The sequence below is a fragment of the Caulobacter sp. LARHSG274 genome (assembly GCF_052871235.1).
The window spans coordinates 535,828-550,778 of sequence record NZ_JBIXJO010000002.1 but is presented as its reverse complement, the minus strand read 5'-3'; the positions used below and the strand labels follow the sequence as shown (position 1 = coordinate 550,778).

The window sequence follows — 14,951 nt, the reverse complement described above, 5'->3', positions numbered from 1 at the left end:
TTCTGTTCCAGAACGAGAATCGGCATGCAGCTCTCCCTCGATCTTTCGACCTCGCCGCTGGAGGCGGTGCGCGACGCCCTGCTGACGACCTTCGGGCCGCAGCGGCCGACCCGGCGGCTCGACCCGGTGTCGCAGCTCGTCAAGTCAGCGATCAGCGGCCGGACCAAGGACGCGGTGTCCTGGGCCGCCTTCGAGCGGCTGCGCGACCGGTTCAAGACCTGGGAGGCCCTGGCCGAGGCCCCTGACGCCGCCGTGCGGGCGGTGATCCACGACGTCACCTTCCCCGACGACAAGGCCCGTCACCTGCCGCACGCCTTGCGCCTGATCCAGGTGCGCAGCGGCTGGAAACTGACCCTCGACCACCTGAGCGAGCTGGAGCTCGACTCCGCCCGCTGGTGGCTGCAGGGCCTTCCAGGCGTCGGGGTCAAGGTCGCCGCCTCGGTGCTCAACTTCAGCCCGCTGAACATGCGGGCCCTGGTGGTCGACACCCATGTCCACCGCGTCGCCGCCCGGCTCGCCCTGATCCCGGCCAGCTACGACACCGCCCATGCCTACCGCGCCCTGATGGACCTGGTCCCCGATCACTGGACGGCCGAGGACCTCTACGAGTTGCACTGGCTGATGAAGGGCCTGGGCCAGCTGCTGTGCGGCCATCACGCCCCGCGCTGCGGGGCCTGCGCTCTGAAGGCGACCTGCCCGCGGATCGGCGTGGAGCGCAGCGCCGACATCCTGGCCTGGCGGCCACGCGCCTGAAGCCGGCGGGAGCGGTGAACCGCTTCCGCCCTCGCACGCTCCCTCCCCATGGCCCACGACATCCGCATCGGCACGGCTGGCTGGAGCTTTCCCCGAACGCTCAAGGTCTTTCCCGCCGAAGGCTCGGGCCTGGAGCGCTACGCCGCCGTGTTCAACGGCGTCGAGATCAACTCGTCGTTCTACCGTCCCCACCGACGCAAGACCTACGAGCGCTGGGCCGCCTCGACCCCGGCCGGGTTCCGGTTCGCCGTGAAGGTCCCCCGGACGGTCACCCATGAACGGCGACTGGTCGACTGCGGCGAGCCGCTGGCCCGGTTCCTCGACGAGTGCACAGGCCTGGGCGACAAGCTCGGCCCGCTGCTGATCCAGCTGCCGCCCAGCCTGGGGTTCGACGCCGGGGCCGTGGAGCGCTTCCTCGCCGCCTGGCGCAAGGCGACCGGCGTCGCGACGGTGCTGGAACCCCGCCACGCCACCTGGTTCGACGCGCCGGCGCAGGCGCTGTTGCAGGATTTCGAGGTCGCGCAGGTCGCCGCCGATCCCGCCGCGGTCCCCGCCGCCGCCCGCCCCAGCGGCTGGAGCCAACTGGCCTATCGCCGCCTGCACGGCTCGCCCGACATGTACGCGACGTCATATGACGACGGACGGCTCGAGCCCCTGGCCGAGCAGATCGCCAGCGAGATCGGGGCCATCGAAAGCTGGTGCGTGTTCGACAACACCCGGTTCGGCGCGGCGACTACCGACGCCCTGAAGCTGATGGCTCTCGTCGCGCCGTCGCCAGTTCGCTGAAGGTCTGGGTTCCGATGCCGTAGCGGCGCCAGTCCTTGTAGTCGAAGTGCCACCATTCCTCGCGATAGACCTCGAAGCCCTGGGCGACCATGGCCTCGCGCAGCGTCGCGCGCATCGCCCGCTGCCGGGTCGTGCCGCCGATGAAGTCGGCGTAGGAGCGGCCCGACATCTCGTCATAGCGGCTGGGCATCTCCACCGGCTTGCCGGTCTCCAGGTCGTAGAGCGTCAGGTCCACCGCGCAGCCGCGGTTGTGGCGCGAGCCCTGGGCCGGATCGGCGACGAACATGTGGTCCTCGGGCGGGGTGGCCTCCCAGAACATCCAGGTGACGAACCAGGGCCGGTAGGCGTCGTGGACCAGCAGGCCGTAGCCCTGGGCCTCCAGCACCTTGGCGGCCCGGGCCAGGGCCTGGGCGGCCGGACGCTGCATGTAGGCGGCGGGGCGTTCGTAGAGCGGCAGGCCCATGAAGTTGTCGGAGCCGGCATAGCGGATGTCGAAGCGGATCGGGGCGTCGAGGCTCGCCAGGTCGACGAGGTCGGCGGGCAAGTGGTCGGCGGTCTCGACCGGCGGCGTGGCGGCCAGGGCCCGGGCCCGCAGGGCCTGCGGATCGGCCCGCACCGCCGCCCGGATGCCGGCCTCGACCTCGGCCCCGAAGTCGTGGCGCGGCAGCCGGGTGCCGTCCAGGCGCACGGCCACGGGCTCCAGCACCAGCTCGCCGCCGTCCTCGATGCGATAGCGGCGGCGGCCCAGCGGCGTCAGCCGGGCGTCGGCATGGCTGCGGCCGTCGACCCGCAGCCCGCCGTCGCGCTCGAACACCGTCAGCGGCGCGGCGCGCTCGCCGTACTGGCCGACGGCCGCCATCTCGGCGGGGTCGAGGGATTGGGCGAAGGCGGCGTCGGTCAGGATCAGCCCCATCAGGACGGCGGCGGCTTTGAAGGATCGGACCATCTTCGCACGCCTCCGCCCTGGCCGCCTATTGCATCGTCGGGATGACGAAGGCGTTGTCCTCGACGGCGCCTTCGGGCCAGCGGGCGGTGACGGTCTTGAGCTTGGTGTAGAACTTCACGCCCTCGGTGCCGTACTGGTTGGTGTCGCCAAAGCCCGAGCGCTTCCAGCCGCCGAAGCTGTGATAGGCCACCGGCACGGGGATGGGCACATTGATGCCGACCATGCCGACATTGACGCGGGATGCGAACTCGCGGGCGGCGCGGCCGTTGCGGGTGAAGATCGCCACGCCGTTGCCGTAGGGGTGCTCGGACGGCAGGGCCAGCGCCTCCTCGAAGCTCTCGGCCCGGACGATCTGCAGCACCGGGCCGAAGATCTCCTCCTGGTAGGTCTTCATGGTCCTGGTGACGCCGTCGAACAGCGACGGGCCGATGAAGAAGCCCTGCTCGAAGCCCTGCAGCGCGAAGTCGCGGCCGTCGACCACCAGCTCCGCGCCTTCGTCAATTCCGACCTGGATGTAGTCGGCGATCTTGCGGCGATGGGCGGCGCTGACCACCGGGCCGTAATGGGCGGCGGCGTCGGTGGAGATTCCCACCTTCAGGGTCTCGATCTCGGCCACCAGCCGCTCGCGCAGCTCATCGGCCGTTTTCTTGCCGACCGGGACTACCACCGGCAAGGCCATGCAGCGCTCGCCGGCCGAGCCGAAGGCCGCCCCCGACAGGTCCTTGACCACCTGGTCCAGGTCCGCGTCGGGCAGCACGATCCCGTGGTTCTTGGCCCCGCCCATGGCCTGGACGCGTTTGCCGTGGGCCGTGCCCGTTTGATAGACGTACTGGGCGATGTCGGAGCTGCCCACGAAGCTGACGGCCCTGATCAGCGGATGGGCCAGGATGGCGTCGACGCAGGCCTTGTCGCCATGCACGACGTTCAGCACCCCGGCCGGCGCGCCGGCCTCCATGAACAGCTGGGCCAGCATCACCGGCACGGTCGGATCCTTCTCCGACGGCTTGAGGATGAAGCTGTTGCCGACCGCGATCGAAATCCCGAACATCCACATCGGGATCATGGCCGGGAAGTTGAACGGGGTGATGCCCGCGCAGACCCCCAGGGGCTGGCGCATCGAATAGACGTCGATGCCCGGGCCGGCGCTCTCGGTGTAGTCGCCCTTCAGCACATGGGGAATGCCGCAGGCGAACTCGATGACCTCCAGGCCGCGCTGGATGTCGCCCTTGCTGTCGGCGATGACCTTGCCGTGCTCGGACGACAGCACCTCGGCCAGGGCGTTCATGTCGCGCTCGATCAGCCGCTTGAACTCGAACATCACCCGCGCCCGGCGCTGGGGGTTGGTCGCCGCCCACCCGACCTGGGCCCGGGCCGCCGCCTGCACCGCCGCATCCAGCTCCGCCTCGGTGGCCAGCTGCACGCGGGCCTGCACCTGGCCGGTGTTGGGATTGAAGACGTCGCCGAAGCGGCCGGAGGCGCCGGGCAGGATCTCTCCGCTCACGAAATGGTCGATGGTCCGCATGCTGCGCTCCCTAGGTCTGGTGTGGCGCATCGACGGCCCGGGCCGTCCGCGCCGTCTCGCATGTCGTCATGCCGTCAGTCCTCGACATGGACCCGGCGGAATCGTCCCTGCAGATAGACCAGCGGCTCGTGGCCGGGGTCGTAGCGCAGCTTGACCACCCGCCCGACATAGACCCGATGATCGCCGGCGTCGAAGACGTGGTGGGTCCGGCATTCGAAATTGGCCATGCAGCCGGGCAGGACCGGGGTTCCGGTCTCCCAGGCCTCGGTGTCGACCCCGGCGAAGCGGTCGCCCTCCTTGAGGGTGAACTGCCGGGCCATGGCCTGCTGGTCGGCGTGCAGCACATTGACGGTGAAGCGGCCCGCCGCCTCCAGGGCCGCCAGGCTCTTGGACTTCAGGTCGATGCAGACCAGGGCCAGGGGCGGGTCCAACGACACCGAGGTGAAGCTGTTGGCGGTCAGGCCGATGCGGCCGCCGTCCTCGCCCAAGGTGGTGACCACGGTCACCCCGGTGGTGAAGCACCCGAAGGCGTGGCGCAGGGCCCGGGCGTCATGCGCGCCGCCCTCGCCCAGTTCGATCGTGACCGCCTGACTCATTCGCTCACAAGTGGGGCAAAGCGCGTGGGCGGGCAAGCGCCGACCGCCTCGCACGGCCCCTTCGGAAGAGGTCGGCCGCCCAAGGCGTGGGGCGGATCTTTCAAGGAGTGACCGGCGCGAGCGATACAGGACGATTTTCCAGGCGCTCGCGCCGTGGCCGACGGCGAGGATGCGCGTTGCTTGAAATTCAGATTATTTCTAGAATCTTGATATTTGAAATAATCGGTTCAAACAAGATCGGCCACGGACGTTCGCAGCCGTCATCTCCAGCGCTCTCGGCCTAGTCACGCGGAAGGGCGCCCGGGCGTATTGTTTATTTTGTCCGAGTATATTCCGGCGCCGATGCGCCAGCGCGCCTTTGACCGTTCAAGGGCCAAGGCCGAGAACGGGACTGTTTCTTAGGTAAGACAATAGGGGGAGCGCGCCGCGCCCCTTCTAAAGCTCTTGCCCCCTCGATTTTCGACGCGATTCAGGCCTCCATGGCGCCAAACGCCCGCCGACCGCCATGGGATTAATATTATCAATCCTATTGACGACTGATGACGAGGCAGGCAGGTTTAGTCAGACAAAATGCCATCACGGGGAAAATACCTCGTGTTCAATCATTAGGGGGGATTCATGAAACGCCTTGCGTTCATGCTGTCGGTCGCGCCGATGGCGCTTTTAGCCATGCCTGTCGCAGCCCAGACGATGGCTGCAAATTCGGTATTGTCCGACAAGCCGGCCCAGACCAAACAGGTCGCCTCAGCCGATGCGACCCCGGCGTCGGCCGACGCGGCGGTGGATGAAATCGTCGTGACCGGCCTGCGGGAGAGCCTGCGGTCGGCCCAGCAGATCAAGCGCAATTCGGACGCCATCCTCGACGCCGTCGTCGCCGAGGACATCGGCAAGCTGCCGGACAACACCGCCGCCGAGACCCTGGCCCGCATCACCGGCGTGCAGGTCGAGCGGTTCAGCGACGAGGCCAACCGCGTGCTGATCCGCGGCCTGCCGGACGTCGCCACCACCTATAACGGCCGCGAAATCTTCACCGCCGAGCTGCGCCGCGTGCAGCTGCAGGACTTTCCGGCCCAGGCCCTGGCCGGGATCGAGGTCTACAAGTCCGGCACCGCCGACATCGTCGAGCCCGGTCTGGCCGGTCTGATCAATGTCCGCACCCGCCGCCCGTTCGACTTCAAGGGCGCCTTCCTCGGCGGCGGCGTGCGCGGCACCTACAACGACCAGACCAAGAAGTACGATCCGAACGGCAACATCCTGGTTTCCGACCGCTGGGAGACGCCGATCGGCGAAATCGGCGTCCTGGCCAACGCCACCTACGCCCAGTCGCAGTATCGCAACGGCGTGCGCTACAACAACCAGGGCATCGCCACGGTCAGTCCCGCCTCCAGCGTCTCGCCGGCCAGCGCGGGCCATAACTTCAAGTATCCCTACTCCGTCGGCCTCTATAACGACGGCGGCAAGCGCTACCGGCCGTCCGGCAATATCGCCATCCAGTGGCGGCCGACCGACAAGCTCGAGGTCTATGTCGACGGCATCTATCAGGGCTACCGCGGCCGGCAGGCGACCGACAATCTGGACGTCAACCTGCGGGACTGGGATTCGACGGTTCGGCAGGACCCGACCCTGACCAACGTCACGTTCGTTCCGGGAACGACCGACCAGGCCGCGGGCTTCACCAAGACCGGCGGCGTCGCGCCCCAGGCCTATCGCTCCACCGGCGCGGACCATACCAACACCTATCAGGGTGCGGTCGGCGCGGTCTGGCGCGGCGATCGCCTGACCCTGTCCACCGACCTGGCCTACGAGGACAGCGAGTACGAGGCCCGCAACTGGAGCCTGGACAGCGCCTTCGCCTCGCCGCCGACCGTGGTGGTGAAGTTCAACGAGAAGGACGGCGCGGCGTTCGACATCACAGGCTTCAACGCCGCCGACCCGGCCAACTACCTGTGGCGCGGCTATTACGAGCGGCACTACATCGCCAAGGGCAGCGGGGTGCAGTGGCGCGGCGACGGGGTGTTCAACACCGGCGCCTCATGGCTCCCCGAGATCAAGTTCGGACTGCGCTTCACCGATCGCGACGCCTCGCTGATCCAGGGTTCGCGCTACGCCTGGGTGCTTCCCCTCAAGCTGCCGCTGGCCGGCCTGCCCGTGGGCCAGCTGGAGATGATCGCGGATCCGTTCCGCGGCGATTCGCAGGGCTTCACCCAGTACCTGATGCCGACGCGCGACGGGATCGCCGGGAACTACGCGGGCCTGCAACAACGCTCCGTCGCCGCCTTGCAGCAGCTCGTGGCGCTCAATCCCAACGACCAGGGCTACAAAGACACGCTGAAGGCCTTCAGCAGCCCTGAGGTGCCGCTGGACAAGGCCGGCGCCTTCAGCGCCACCGAGCAGAGCTACGCCGAATATGTCCAGGCCAAGTACAACTTCGAGGTGGGCTCGGTCGATTTCGACGGCGTGATCGGAGTCCGGGTCGTCCAGACCCTGGGCGACTATTCCGGCACCTCGCGCGTCACCACCAACGGCGTCACCACCCTGGTCCCGCGGACAAACCGGCAGAACTACACCGACTTCCTGCCGAACGTCAGCCTGCGGATACGGCCCGTCGACAAACTGCAGCTGCGCCTGGGCTACACCCAGACCCGCACCCGCGTCGACTTTGGCGCGCTCAACCCGGCTGTGAACGTCACCCAGGTCATTCGCGACCCCTCGCAGCCTATCGATCCCAACGCGCCTCCGCAGCCGAACGCCTACGGCTGGGGCGGCAATCCCGATCTGGTCCCGCTCACCTCAAACAACTACGACGTCAGCGCCGAATACTACTTCTCCAGCACTGGCAACATCAGCATCGCGGGGTTCTATCGCGACCTCTTCGGCTTCACGAACAACTACACGCGGCGTGTCCAAGATCCTGTCTACGGCCTGATCGAGATCAATCGTCCCGAGAACTCCGGGGCCGGCAAGATCAAGGGCGTGGAGATCGGCGCCCAGACCTTCCTGGATTTCCTGCCGGACGCGCTGAAGGGCTTCGGCGTCCAGGGGAACGTCACCTATATCGACGGCAAGAAGCGGCAACCCGCCGTGCTGGGCGGCGACGGGGCATTCGTCCCGATCGAGGGCCTCTCCAAGTGGACCTACAACGCCGCCGTCTTCTATGAGCGCCACGGCGTGACGGGACGGCTGTCCTACAATCACCGGTCTTCCTGGGTTAATTACTACCGCCAGACCTCCGACGGCTCGCTATATACCGGCGTCGGAACCAAGGCGACGTCCCGCCTGGATGCGTCCCTGAGCTATGACATCTCCAAGCAGCTGACCATCAGCGCGGACGTCTCCAACCTGCTGGCCAAGCCGTTCGAGAACACCAACAACTACCAGCCCGATCGGAACTATCCGGTCGATGTCCGCTACGAAGGCCGCTATTACGGCCTGGGCCTGCGCTTCCGCTTCGGCGAATAGGACAGGGACGGCCAGCGGCGACGCCGCTGGCCGTCCTGGCTACCGGGCCGACGGCCCCGAAAACACATAGTCGCCCGCCCCGACCTCCAGGGTCAGCCGCCCATCGGTTGAACCCAGACGGCGAACGTCGGCGCGGCCCTGGAGCGGTCTTCCACCTTCCCGCCACGAGCGTTCGGCCGGCAGGCTGACCTCGGCCGTCGCGTTGGGCGGCACGGTCAGCTTCAGGCGGGTCAAGCCGCCGGCGTCGCCGCTCACCTCGGTGGCGATCAGGCCCAGGCTGGACCGGTAGGACGCCTTGACGCCGCCCACCTGGGGCAGGAACAGCGGATCGACCTTGATCCTCCGGAAACCCGGCGCGGCCGGGGCGATGCCGGCCAGGCGGCGGTAATAGAAGCCGCACACCGCCCCATAGGCGTAGTGGTTGAAGCTGTTCATCCCCAAGTCGCCGGTGTCGCCGTTCCACCGCTCCCACATGGTCGTGGCCCCCTTGATCGGCATATAGCCCCACGAGGGATAGCCGGTCTGCAGCAGCAAACCGGCGACGACATCGTGATGGCCCGCATCAGCCAGCACGTCGAGCAGGTAGGGCGTTCCCAGGAACCCCGTCGACAGCTTCATGCCGCGCCGCCGGATGTCGTCGGCGAGCGCCTGGGCCGAGCGCGCCCTGTGCTCCTCAGACACGAGGCCGAAGTGAAGCGCCAGGACCTGGCTGGTCTGGCTGCCATTGCCGGCCGCGCCGTCGGGCCGCATCAGGTTGGCGGCGAAGGCTTGCTTGATGTTGTCGAACAGGCCGCGATACCGCGCCGCCTCCCCGGTCCGGCCGGTCGCCGCCGCCATCTCGGCCATGATCCGCGCGCTGTGGCCCCAATAGGCGGTCGCGCACAGCACGCGCGGCGTCGTCTCGTCGCCCGCTGAGGTCCCGTCGACCGACAGCCAGTCGCCCAGGTCGCAGCCGCGGCCGTTCCGCCAGATGAAGTCCCGGTTCTGGGCGGCCAGAGAGTCCATCCACCGCGTCATCGCCGGCCAGTTCTCGTCGATGACCGCGGTGTCGCCGTAGCGGTTCCAGAGCGTCCAGGGCAGGATCAGCCCGGCCTCGGACCAGCCGGCCGTAAGCGTCTCGCCGAACGAGCGCGGGGCCGGGGTGACGATCGGATAGGCGCCGCCCGGACTCTGGCCGGCCCGGACCTCGGCCAGGTAGCGGCGGATGAAGGCGTCGACGTCCATGTTGAACGCGGCGGCGTCGAGGAACACCTGGATGTCGCCCATCCACCCCAGCCGCTCGTCGCGCTGCGGGCAGTCGGTGGGCACGCCGAAGAAGTTCGACCTCTGGCTCCACAGGGCGTTGCTCCAGACCTTCTGCAGCAGGGCGTTGTCGAACGACATCTCGCCGGTCGGCGCGCAGTCGCTGAACACCACGACGCCCTCGACCTCCGCCGCCGAAGGCTTTCCGGGATAGCCCTCGACCTGGACGTAGCGGAAGCCGTGATAGGTGAAATGCGGCGCATAGACCTCCCCGGCGGGGTCGCCGCGCAGGGTGTAGACGTCGCGGGCCAGCGCCTCGCGCAGGTTGGCCTGGTCGACCTCGCCCGAGGGCTTCAGATATTCGGCGAACCTGAGGGTGACCGTCCGGCCCGCCTCGCCCCTGACCTTCAGGCGGACATGGCCGGCGAAGTTCTGTCCGAAGTCGACGACGTAAACGCCCGGCCGGGGTTCGGTGATCTTTTCGGCCATCAGGACCTGTTGGGCCTTCAGGCGCGGGCTGGTCTGGGGGACGAGCCGGCCACGGGGCGCGGCGCCGACCTTGGCCGTGGCCCAGCCGCTGGCGTCGAACCCCGGCAGGTCCCAGCCAGGAACCTCCAGGCGGGCGTCATAGACCTCGCCGTTATAGATCTCCGACTGCAGGATCGGCGCGGGGGCCACGCGCCAGTCGGGGCCGGTCACGATCCAGTCCTGGCTTCCGTCGGCATGGTCCAAGCGCAGCTGCAGACTTAGGCGACGCGGCGGCGGACCGAAGCTGTAGCGTTGATTATGCCAGGTGAAGGCGCTGGCGTAGAAGCCGTCGCCGACCAGGGCGCAGAGGCTGTTGGGCCCGTCGGTGATCAGGTCGCCGACGTCATAGACCTGGTAGAAGACGTGGTCGTCGGCGACGCTGATTTCCGGCGCCAGCCGCGCCTCGGCGACCGACCGGCCGTTGATCGAGGCCTCGTAGGCGCCCAGGGCGGTGGCGTAGAGCCGCGCGCCGACGACCCGTTTGGCCGGGGTGAAGCCTGTGCGCATCAGGATGCCGGGCTCGGCCGGCAGGGGATCGCACTTGGCGCGGTCGTTGACCGGGCGGGCCGCCGTCCACCCCTGAGGATCGAAGCCGGGCTCGGTCCAGTCCGGCGGCGGCTGGACCGCGCCCTTCCAGTTGGGGCCGCTGGCGATCCGCTGGATCGAACCGTCGGCGAGATGCAGCCGGATCAGGCTGGCCATGGCGCCGCCGGTCGGCGGAAAGAAGTCCGACGTGCTTTGCGAGACCAGCAGGCAAAGCGAGTTCCGGCCCGGGCGGACCTGCATCGGAACCGGCCGCAGCACGCCCCAACTGGTATTATGCCAGGGAACCGGCTGGCCGTTGGCCCAGACGGCGCGCAGCGTGTCCTTGGCGGTCACCAGCACCTCGGCCCGGACCAGGGTCGGCGGGGCCTCGAAGTCCAGCCGCAGGGCGTGCGGCGTGTCGTTCAGGGCCTCGCCGGCCCAGACCCAGTCGACGCCGGCGGCGCGGTCGGCCGCGGTGAAGGGATCCTCGGCGATCAGCCATGGCGCCCGCCAGTCGTCCGGACCGGTCAGGCCGGCCTCGAACCAGGCGGGCGCCGACACCACGACGCGCCCGTGGTTGTCATGCGCCTCGACGGTCCACCAGACCCGCTGCTGCGAGCGCAGCTCCGGCCCGCCGAAAGGAATGTCCAGGCTGGCGGCGGAACGGACTAGGCCGCTGTCCCAGAGATCGGCCCGGCCCGCCGCCAGATCGTCCCGCCGGGCGGCGGCGCGGATCCGATAGGCGGTCTGGGCCAGGCCGCGCTCGGCGCCGGTCATTCGCCAGGAGAGCCGCGGCCTTTGGACCGCCGTGCCCAGCAGCTGCGCGGTGTTCTCCGCCCGCAGGTCGACGACGGCCAGCTTCGCCGACGCCGGCCCGGCCGAGGCGGGGCCCGCCGCGACCGCGACCCCAGTCCCGAGGCTGGAGGCGGCGAGGAATCGGCGGCGGTTCATGGACGGCATGCGACACCTCGCGAACAAACAACGAAGAGATCGAGGTCGGGCGAGAACCTCCGGCGTCCCCTACCCCTCGGCCACCCAGTAGCGATAGCCGTAGGCGGGGGTGAAGCCCAGGCCGGCATAGAGGGCGATGGCCGGGGCGTTGTCGGCCTCGACCTGGAGATAGGCCTGCCGCGCGCCCAGGGCCTGGGCCTCGTTCAGCAGCACCCCGAGGATTCGCCGCGCCAGACCCTTGCGGCGATGGCCGGGGGCGGTGCGCATGCCGAAGATCCCCACCCATGGGCCGTCGACCGCGATCGCGCCCAGGGCGGCGGTCTCGCTGCCCTGGTCCAGGCGCGCGAACCGGGCCGGCGCCGGGATGCGCGACAGGGCGTCCAGTCGTTCGCGGGCGTCGGCGGCGTTGCCGGCGGCGCTGGCGACGAACACGGCCTCGAAGGCCGGGTCGGGGGCGGACGACAGGCTGGCGCCCGGATCGGCCTGGCCGACGGCGGCCCCGGTCATCACCACCGTGCCGTGGGTCGGATAGTAGCCACGCGCCCGCAGGTGCTCGGACAGGTTGGCCGGGACCACCGCCCCGTCGGCCAGCTTGAAGCGGGCCGGCAGGCCGCGGGCGGCGTAGAAGGCCTCGGCGGCGGCGATGGCCTCGTCGACCGGTCGGTCCGGCTCGCCCAGCGGCCAGCAGGCGTTGATGCGCAGCGACCAGCCATCCGAGGCGTTCAGCCGCCAGCCGCCCAGGGCGGCGCTTTGGCGGGCCGGCCAGGCGCGGTCGGCGACGGTTTCGAGATGGCGGGGATCGACGGTCATGCGTTCGCCATAGCAGACCCGCGCCGGTTGTGGCCAACCGGCGCGCGCAAATCTCGCCGAATTCGGCCGGAAGGCGGCTATAGCGGCTTCAGATTGGCCGCGGCGACCTTGCCGCGCTCCTCGGCGGTGTCGAAGCTGACCTTCTGGCCTTCGTCGAGGCTGCGCAGGCCGGCCCGCTCGACGGCGCTGATGTGCACGAACACGTCCTTGCCGCCGTCATCGGGCTGGATGAAGCCGAAGCCCTTGGTGCCGTTGAACCATTTCACCACGCCGGTCGCCATTGGAGATCTCCTAGAGAAAGCCGATCCGATGCCCGGACAAAGCGGGCGGTAACAATCGCAGTTGTCCGGGTAGCGGAAGCAGGCCCAAAGCCAGGATTGCACGGCAGAGTGGGCACGCCCCCGTTTGGGGGTCAATTCAAAAAACGTCGATATTCCCAGCCCGCGCCCGCCCTCAGTGTTCGGCCAGCAGGGCCTCGACCAGGGCGTGAGCCTCGGGGCTGGACCAGTCGGCGTCGCCGGCCAGCCGGGCCCGCTCGCGGCCCTGGCGATCGTAGATCACCGTGGTCGGATAGCCGGCGGCGCGCGGGTCGAGCTCGAACGACAGCTTGTAGCCCGGGTCGCGATAGACCTGCAGCGGCGGATTGGCGGCCATCTCGGCCTGGACCAGGTTGAGGTCGTCGTCGCGGTCGACGCTGATCGGCAGCACCTTCAGCGGCTGGGTCGCGTAGCGGGCCTGCAGCTTGGCCAGAGTCGGCATCTCCTTCTTGCACGGCGCGCACCAAGTGGCCCACAGGTTCATCACCACCACCTGGCCCTTGAAATCGGCCAGGGTCAGGGATTTTCCGGCCCCGTCGGTGAACACCGTGGCCGGCTGGCCGCGCGGCTGGGCCGGCACATCGAGCTTTTCCAGCGAGGCTTTCTTGAATTCCTTGAGGTCGGCGACGCCTGCGGGTTTGAACGAAGCCTGAGCGATGACGTATAGAACCGCCGCGACGCCGATCAGCAGAACGGCGCCGATCGCCCACTTCAGCGGGCTGCGCCTGCGCGGCGCAGCGCCGTCCTCGTTCGACTGGATCTGGTTCATATGACCGACGACGCCTCCGATAAGCCCCCGACCGCGACGGGCGGACAGGGCCAAGCCATGTGGGGCGGCAGGTTCTCGGCCAAGCCCGCCGAGCTGATGCAGGCGATCAATGTCAGCATCGGCTTCGACAAGCGCCTGTGGGCGCAGGACCTGGCGGGCTCCCGCGCCCATGCGCGGATGTTGATCAGCCAAGGCGTGATTGCAAGCGGGGACGGCGCGGAAATCCTCAAGGGGCTGGACGCCATCGAGGGCGAGATCGCCGCTGGGGCCTTCCCGTTCCGCGACGAATACGAAGACATCCACATGAACATCGAGGCGCGGCTGCGCGAGCTGATCGGCCCGGTCGCCGGCCGGCTGCACACCGCCCGCTCGCGCAACGACCAGGTGGCGGTCGACTTCCGCCTGTGGGTCCGCGAGGCCTGCGACCGTTCCGCAGCCCAGCTGGAGGCCCTGCAAAAAGCCCTGCTCGCCCAGGCCGACGCCCACGCTGACGCCCTGATGCCGGGCTTCACCCACCTGCAGCCGGCCCAGCCGGTGACCTTCGGCCATCACCTGATGGCCTATGTCGAGATGTTCGGCCGCGACGCCAGCCGCTTCCGCGACGCCCGGGCCCGGATGAACGAGTGTCCGCTGGGCGCGGCGGCCCTGGCCGGCTCGCCGTTTCCGATCGACCGCCACGCCACCGCCGCAAGCCTGGGTTTCGACCGCCCGACCGCCAATTCGCTGGACAGCGTCTCGGCCCGCGACTTCGCCCTGGAGGCCCTGTCGGCCGCCTCGATCTGCGCCACCCACCTGTCGCGCCTGGCCGAGGAGATCGTGCTGTGGACGACGCCGATGTTCGGCTTCGTCAAGCTGACCGACGCCTTCACCACTGGCAGCTCGATCATGCCGCAGAAGAAGAACCCCGACGCCGCCGAGCTGGTCCGCGCCAAGGTCGGCCGGATCCTGGGCTCGTTGACCACCCTGACCGTGGTGATGAAGGGCCTGCCGCTGGCCTATTCCAAGGACATGCAGGAGGACAAGGTCCCCACCTTCGAGGCCTTCGACGCCCTGGAGCTCTCCTTGCTGGCCATGGCCGGCATGGTCGCCGACTTGACGCCGAACACCGAAAAGATGGCCGCCGCCGCCGGGGCCGGGTTCTCGACCGCCACGGACCTCGCCGACTGGCTAGTGCGCGAGCTGAACATGCCTTTCCGCGACGCCCACCACGTGACAGGCTCGGCCGTGAAGGCGGCGGAGGGCAAGGGCGTGGATCTGGCGGAACTGGCGCTGGCCGACTTGCAAGCGATCGAGCCGCGCATCACTTCTGAAATCTACACCGTGCTCACCCCCGCCGCCTCGGCGGCCAGCCGCATCAGCTATGGCGGGACCGCTCCCGCCCAGGTTCGCGCCCAGATCGCGCGTTGGAAGGAACTGCTCGGATGATCCGCCCCGCCACCCTCTTGACCCTCGCCGCCCTGGCCGTGTCGGGCGCCGGCCTGTCGGCCTGCGGCAAGCAGGCTGCACTGGAACGTCCCGCCCCGCTGTGGAACGCCCAGAAGAAGGCCGCCTACGAGGCCCAGCGCCGCCAGTCCTCGGCCCAGGCCAACCAGCCGGCCCGGCCCAACGGCGCGCAGGAGAACATGGACCCGGCGTCGAGCAACCGCACGACCCGCGCCGCGCCGCTGGGCGGCACCCAGACCGACCCGTTCGGCGGCCCCTCCGGCCCCGGCTTCCCGAGTTCGACGGGGAACTGACCCGTTACGCC

Annotated in this window: 12 protein-coding genes; 5 read left to right on the top strand and 7 right to left on the bottom strand. The window is 69.1% G+C overall.

What is annotated here, in order from left to right; genetic code table 11:
• Positions 1 to 24 precede the first annotated feature (24 nt).
• A complete protein-coding gene (locus ACIPQB_RS06885) occupies positions 25 to 753 on the top strand; it encodes an endonuclease III domain-containing protein (protein WP_446484471.1) in 729 nt (242 codons plus the stop codon).
• 48 nt (positions 754 to 801) lie between these two features.
• The gene (locus tag ACIPQB_RS06880; RefSeq protein WP_446484470.1) at positions 802 to 1,539 is read left to right on the top strand and encodes a DUF72 domain-containing protein; all 738 of its coding nucleotides are present in this window, start codon (positions 802 to 804) and stop codon (positions 1,537 to 1,539) included.
• Here ACIPQB_RS06880 and ACIPQB_RS06875 read toward each other — a convergent pair.
• The 3 genes from ACIPQB_RS06875 to ACIPQB_RS06865 form a co-directional block, all read right to left on the bottom strand.
• Positions 1,487 to 2,485: a M15 family metallopeptidase gene (locus tag ACIPQB_RS06875; RefSeq protein ID WP_446484469.1), complete on the bottom strand. Its 999-nt coding sequence runs from the start codon at positions 2,483 to 2,485 to the stop codon at positions 1,487 to 1,489. The genes ACIPQB_RS06880 and ACIPQB_RS06875 overlap by 53 nt on opposite strands.
• Before the next feature lie 25 nt (positions 2,486 to 2,510).
• A complete protein-coding gene (locus tag ACIPQB_RS06870) occupies positions 2,511 to 4,007 on the bottom strand; it encodes a CoA-acylating methylmalonate-semialdehyde dehydrogenase (RefSeq protein WP_446484468.1) in 1,497 nt (498 codons plus the stop codon).
• Between the two features lie 74 nt (positions 4,008 to 4,081).
• Positions 4,082 to 4,603 carry a flavin reductase family protein gene (locus tag ACIPQB_RS06865; RefSeq protein WP_446484467.1) on the bottom strand — a complete coding sequence of 174 codons (522 nt, stop codon included), beginning with the start codon at positions 4,601 to 4,603 and terminating at the stop codon, positions 4,082 to 4,084.
• A 618-nt stretch (positions 4,604 to 5,221) separates the two neighbouring features.
• Between ACIPQB_RS06865 and ACIPQB_RS06860 the strand changes: the two genes are divergently transcribed.
• Positions 5,222 to 8,062, top strand: coding sequence for a TonB-dependent receptor (locus ACIPQB_RS06860; protein ID WP_446484466.1), 2,841 nt, complete (start codon positions 5,222 to 5,224; stop codon positions 8,060 to 8,062).
• A gap of 39 nt (positions 8,063 to 8,101) precedes the next feature.
• Here the strand turns inward: ACIPQB_RS06860 and ACIPQB_RS06855 are convergent, their stop codons facing one another.
• The 4 genes from ACIPQB_RS06855 to ACIPQB_RS06840 form a co-directional block, all read right to left on the bottom strand.
• Complete coding sequence (locus ACIPQB_RS06855) at positions 8,102 to 11,308, bottom strand: family 78 glycoside hydrolase catalytic domain (protein WP_446484465.1); 3,207 nt, start codon at positions 11,306 to 11,308, stop codon at positions 8,102 to 8,104.
• 69 nt (positions 11,309 to 11,377) lie between these two features.
• Positions 11,378 to 12,118, bottom strand: a complete 741-nt coding sequence (locus ACIPQB_RS06850) for a GNAT family N-acetyltransferase (RefSeq protein WP_446484464.1) — start codon at positions 12,116 to 12,118, stop codon at positions 11,378 to 11,380.
• A 77-nt stretch (positions 12,119 to 12,195) separates the two neighbouring features.
• Positions 12,196 to 12,399 (bottom strand): cold-shock protein, encoded by a 204-nt coding sequence (locus ACIPQB_RS06845; RefSeq protein ID WP_446484463.1) that lies wholly within the window; start codon positions 12,397 to 12,399, stop codon positions 12,196 to 12,198.
• 172 nt (positions 12,400 to 12,571) lie between these two features.
• Positions 12,572 to 13,204: a TlpA family protein disulfide reductase gene (locus ACIPQB_RS06840; protein ID WP_446484462.1), complete on the bottom strand. Its 633-nt coding sequence runs from the start codon at positions 13,202 to 13,204 to the stop codon at positions 12,572 to 12,574.
• On the opposite strand from ACIPQB_RS06840, the gene argH reads away from it, so the two are divergent.
• Both argH and ACIPQB_RS06830 read left to right on the top strand, forming a co-directional pair.
• A complete protein-coding gene (gene argH / locus ACIPQB_RS06835; RefSeq protein WP_446484461.1) occupies positions 13,205 to 14,629 on the top strand; it encodes an argininosuccinate lyase in 1,425 nt (474 codons plus the stop codon).
• Positions 14,626 to 14,940 carry a hypothetical protein gene (locus ACIPQB_RS06830; protein WP_446484460.1) on the top strand — a complete coding sequence of 105 codons (315 nt, stop codon included), beginning with the start codon at positions 14,626 to 14,628 and terminating at the stop codon, positions 14,938 to 14,940. Before argH ends, ACIPQB_RS06830 begins: the two co-directional genes overlap by 4 nt.
• The last annotated feature ends 11 nt before the right edge of the window (positions 14,941 to 14,951 follow it).

Coding starts and splice junctions, on each gene's coding strand:
- ACIPQB_RS06885 (WP_446484471.1), top strand. CDS start 25: ATGCAGCTCTCCCTCGATCTTTCGACCTCGCCGCTGGAGGCGGTGCGC.
- ACIPQB_RS06880 (WP_446484470.1), top strand. CDS start 802: ATGGCCCACGACATCCGCATCGGCACGGCTGGCTGGAGCTTTCCCCGA.
- ACIPQB_RS06875 (WP_446484469.1), bottom strand. CDS start 2,485: ATGGTCCGATCCTTCAAAGCCGCCGCCGTCCTGATGGGGCTGATCCTG.
- ACIPQB_RS06870 (WP_446484468.1), bottom strand. CDS start 4,007: ATGCGGACCATCGACCATTTCGTGAGCGGAGAGATCCTGCCCGGCGCC.
- ACIPQB_RS06865 (WP_446484467.1), bottom strand. CDS start 4,603: ATGAGTCAGGCGGTCACGATCGAACTGGGCGAGGGCGGCGCGCATGAC.
- ACIPQB_RS06860 (WP_446484466.1), top strand. CDS start 5,222: ATGAAACGCCTTGCGTTCATGCTGTCGGTCGCGCCGATGGCGCTTTTA.
- ACIPQB_RS06855 (WP_446484465.1), bottom strand. CDS start 11,308: ATGAACCGCCGCCGATTCCTCGCCGCCTCCAGCCTCGGGACTGGGGTC.
- ACIPQB_RS06850 (WP_446484464.1), bottom strand. CDS start 12,118: ATGACCGTCGATCCCCGCCATCTCGAAACCGTCGCCGACCGCGCCTGG.
- ACIPQB_RS06845 (WP_446484463.1), bottom strand. CDS start 12,399: ATGGCGACCGGCGTGGTGAAATGGTTCAACGGCACCAAGGGCTTCGGC.
- ACIPQB_RS06840 (WP_446484462.1), bottom strand. CDS start 13,204: ATGAACCAGATCCAGTCGAACGAGGACGGCGCTGCGCCGCGCAGGCGC.
- argH (WP_446484461.1), top strand. CDS start 13,205: ATGACCGACGACGCCTCCGATAAGCCCCCGACCGCGACGGGCGGACAG.
- ACIPQB_RS06830 (WP_446484460.1), top strand. CDS start 14,626: ATGATCCGCCCCGCCACCCTCTTGACCCTCGCCGCCCTGGCCGTGTCG.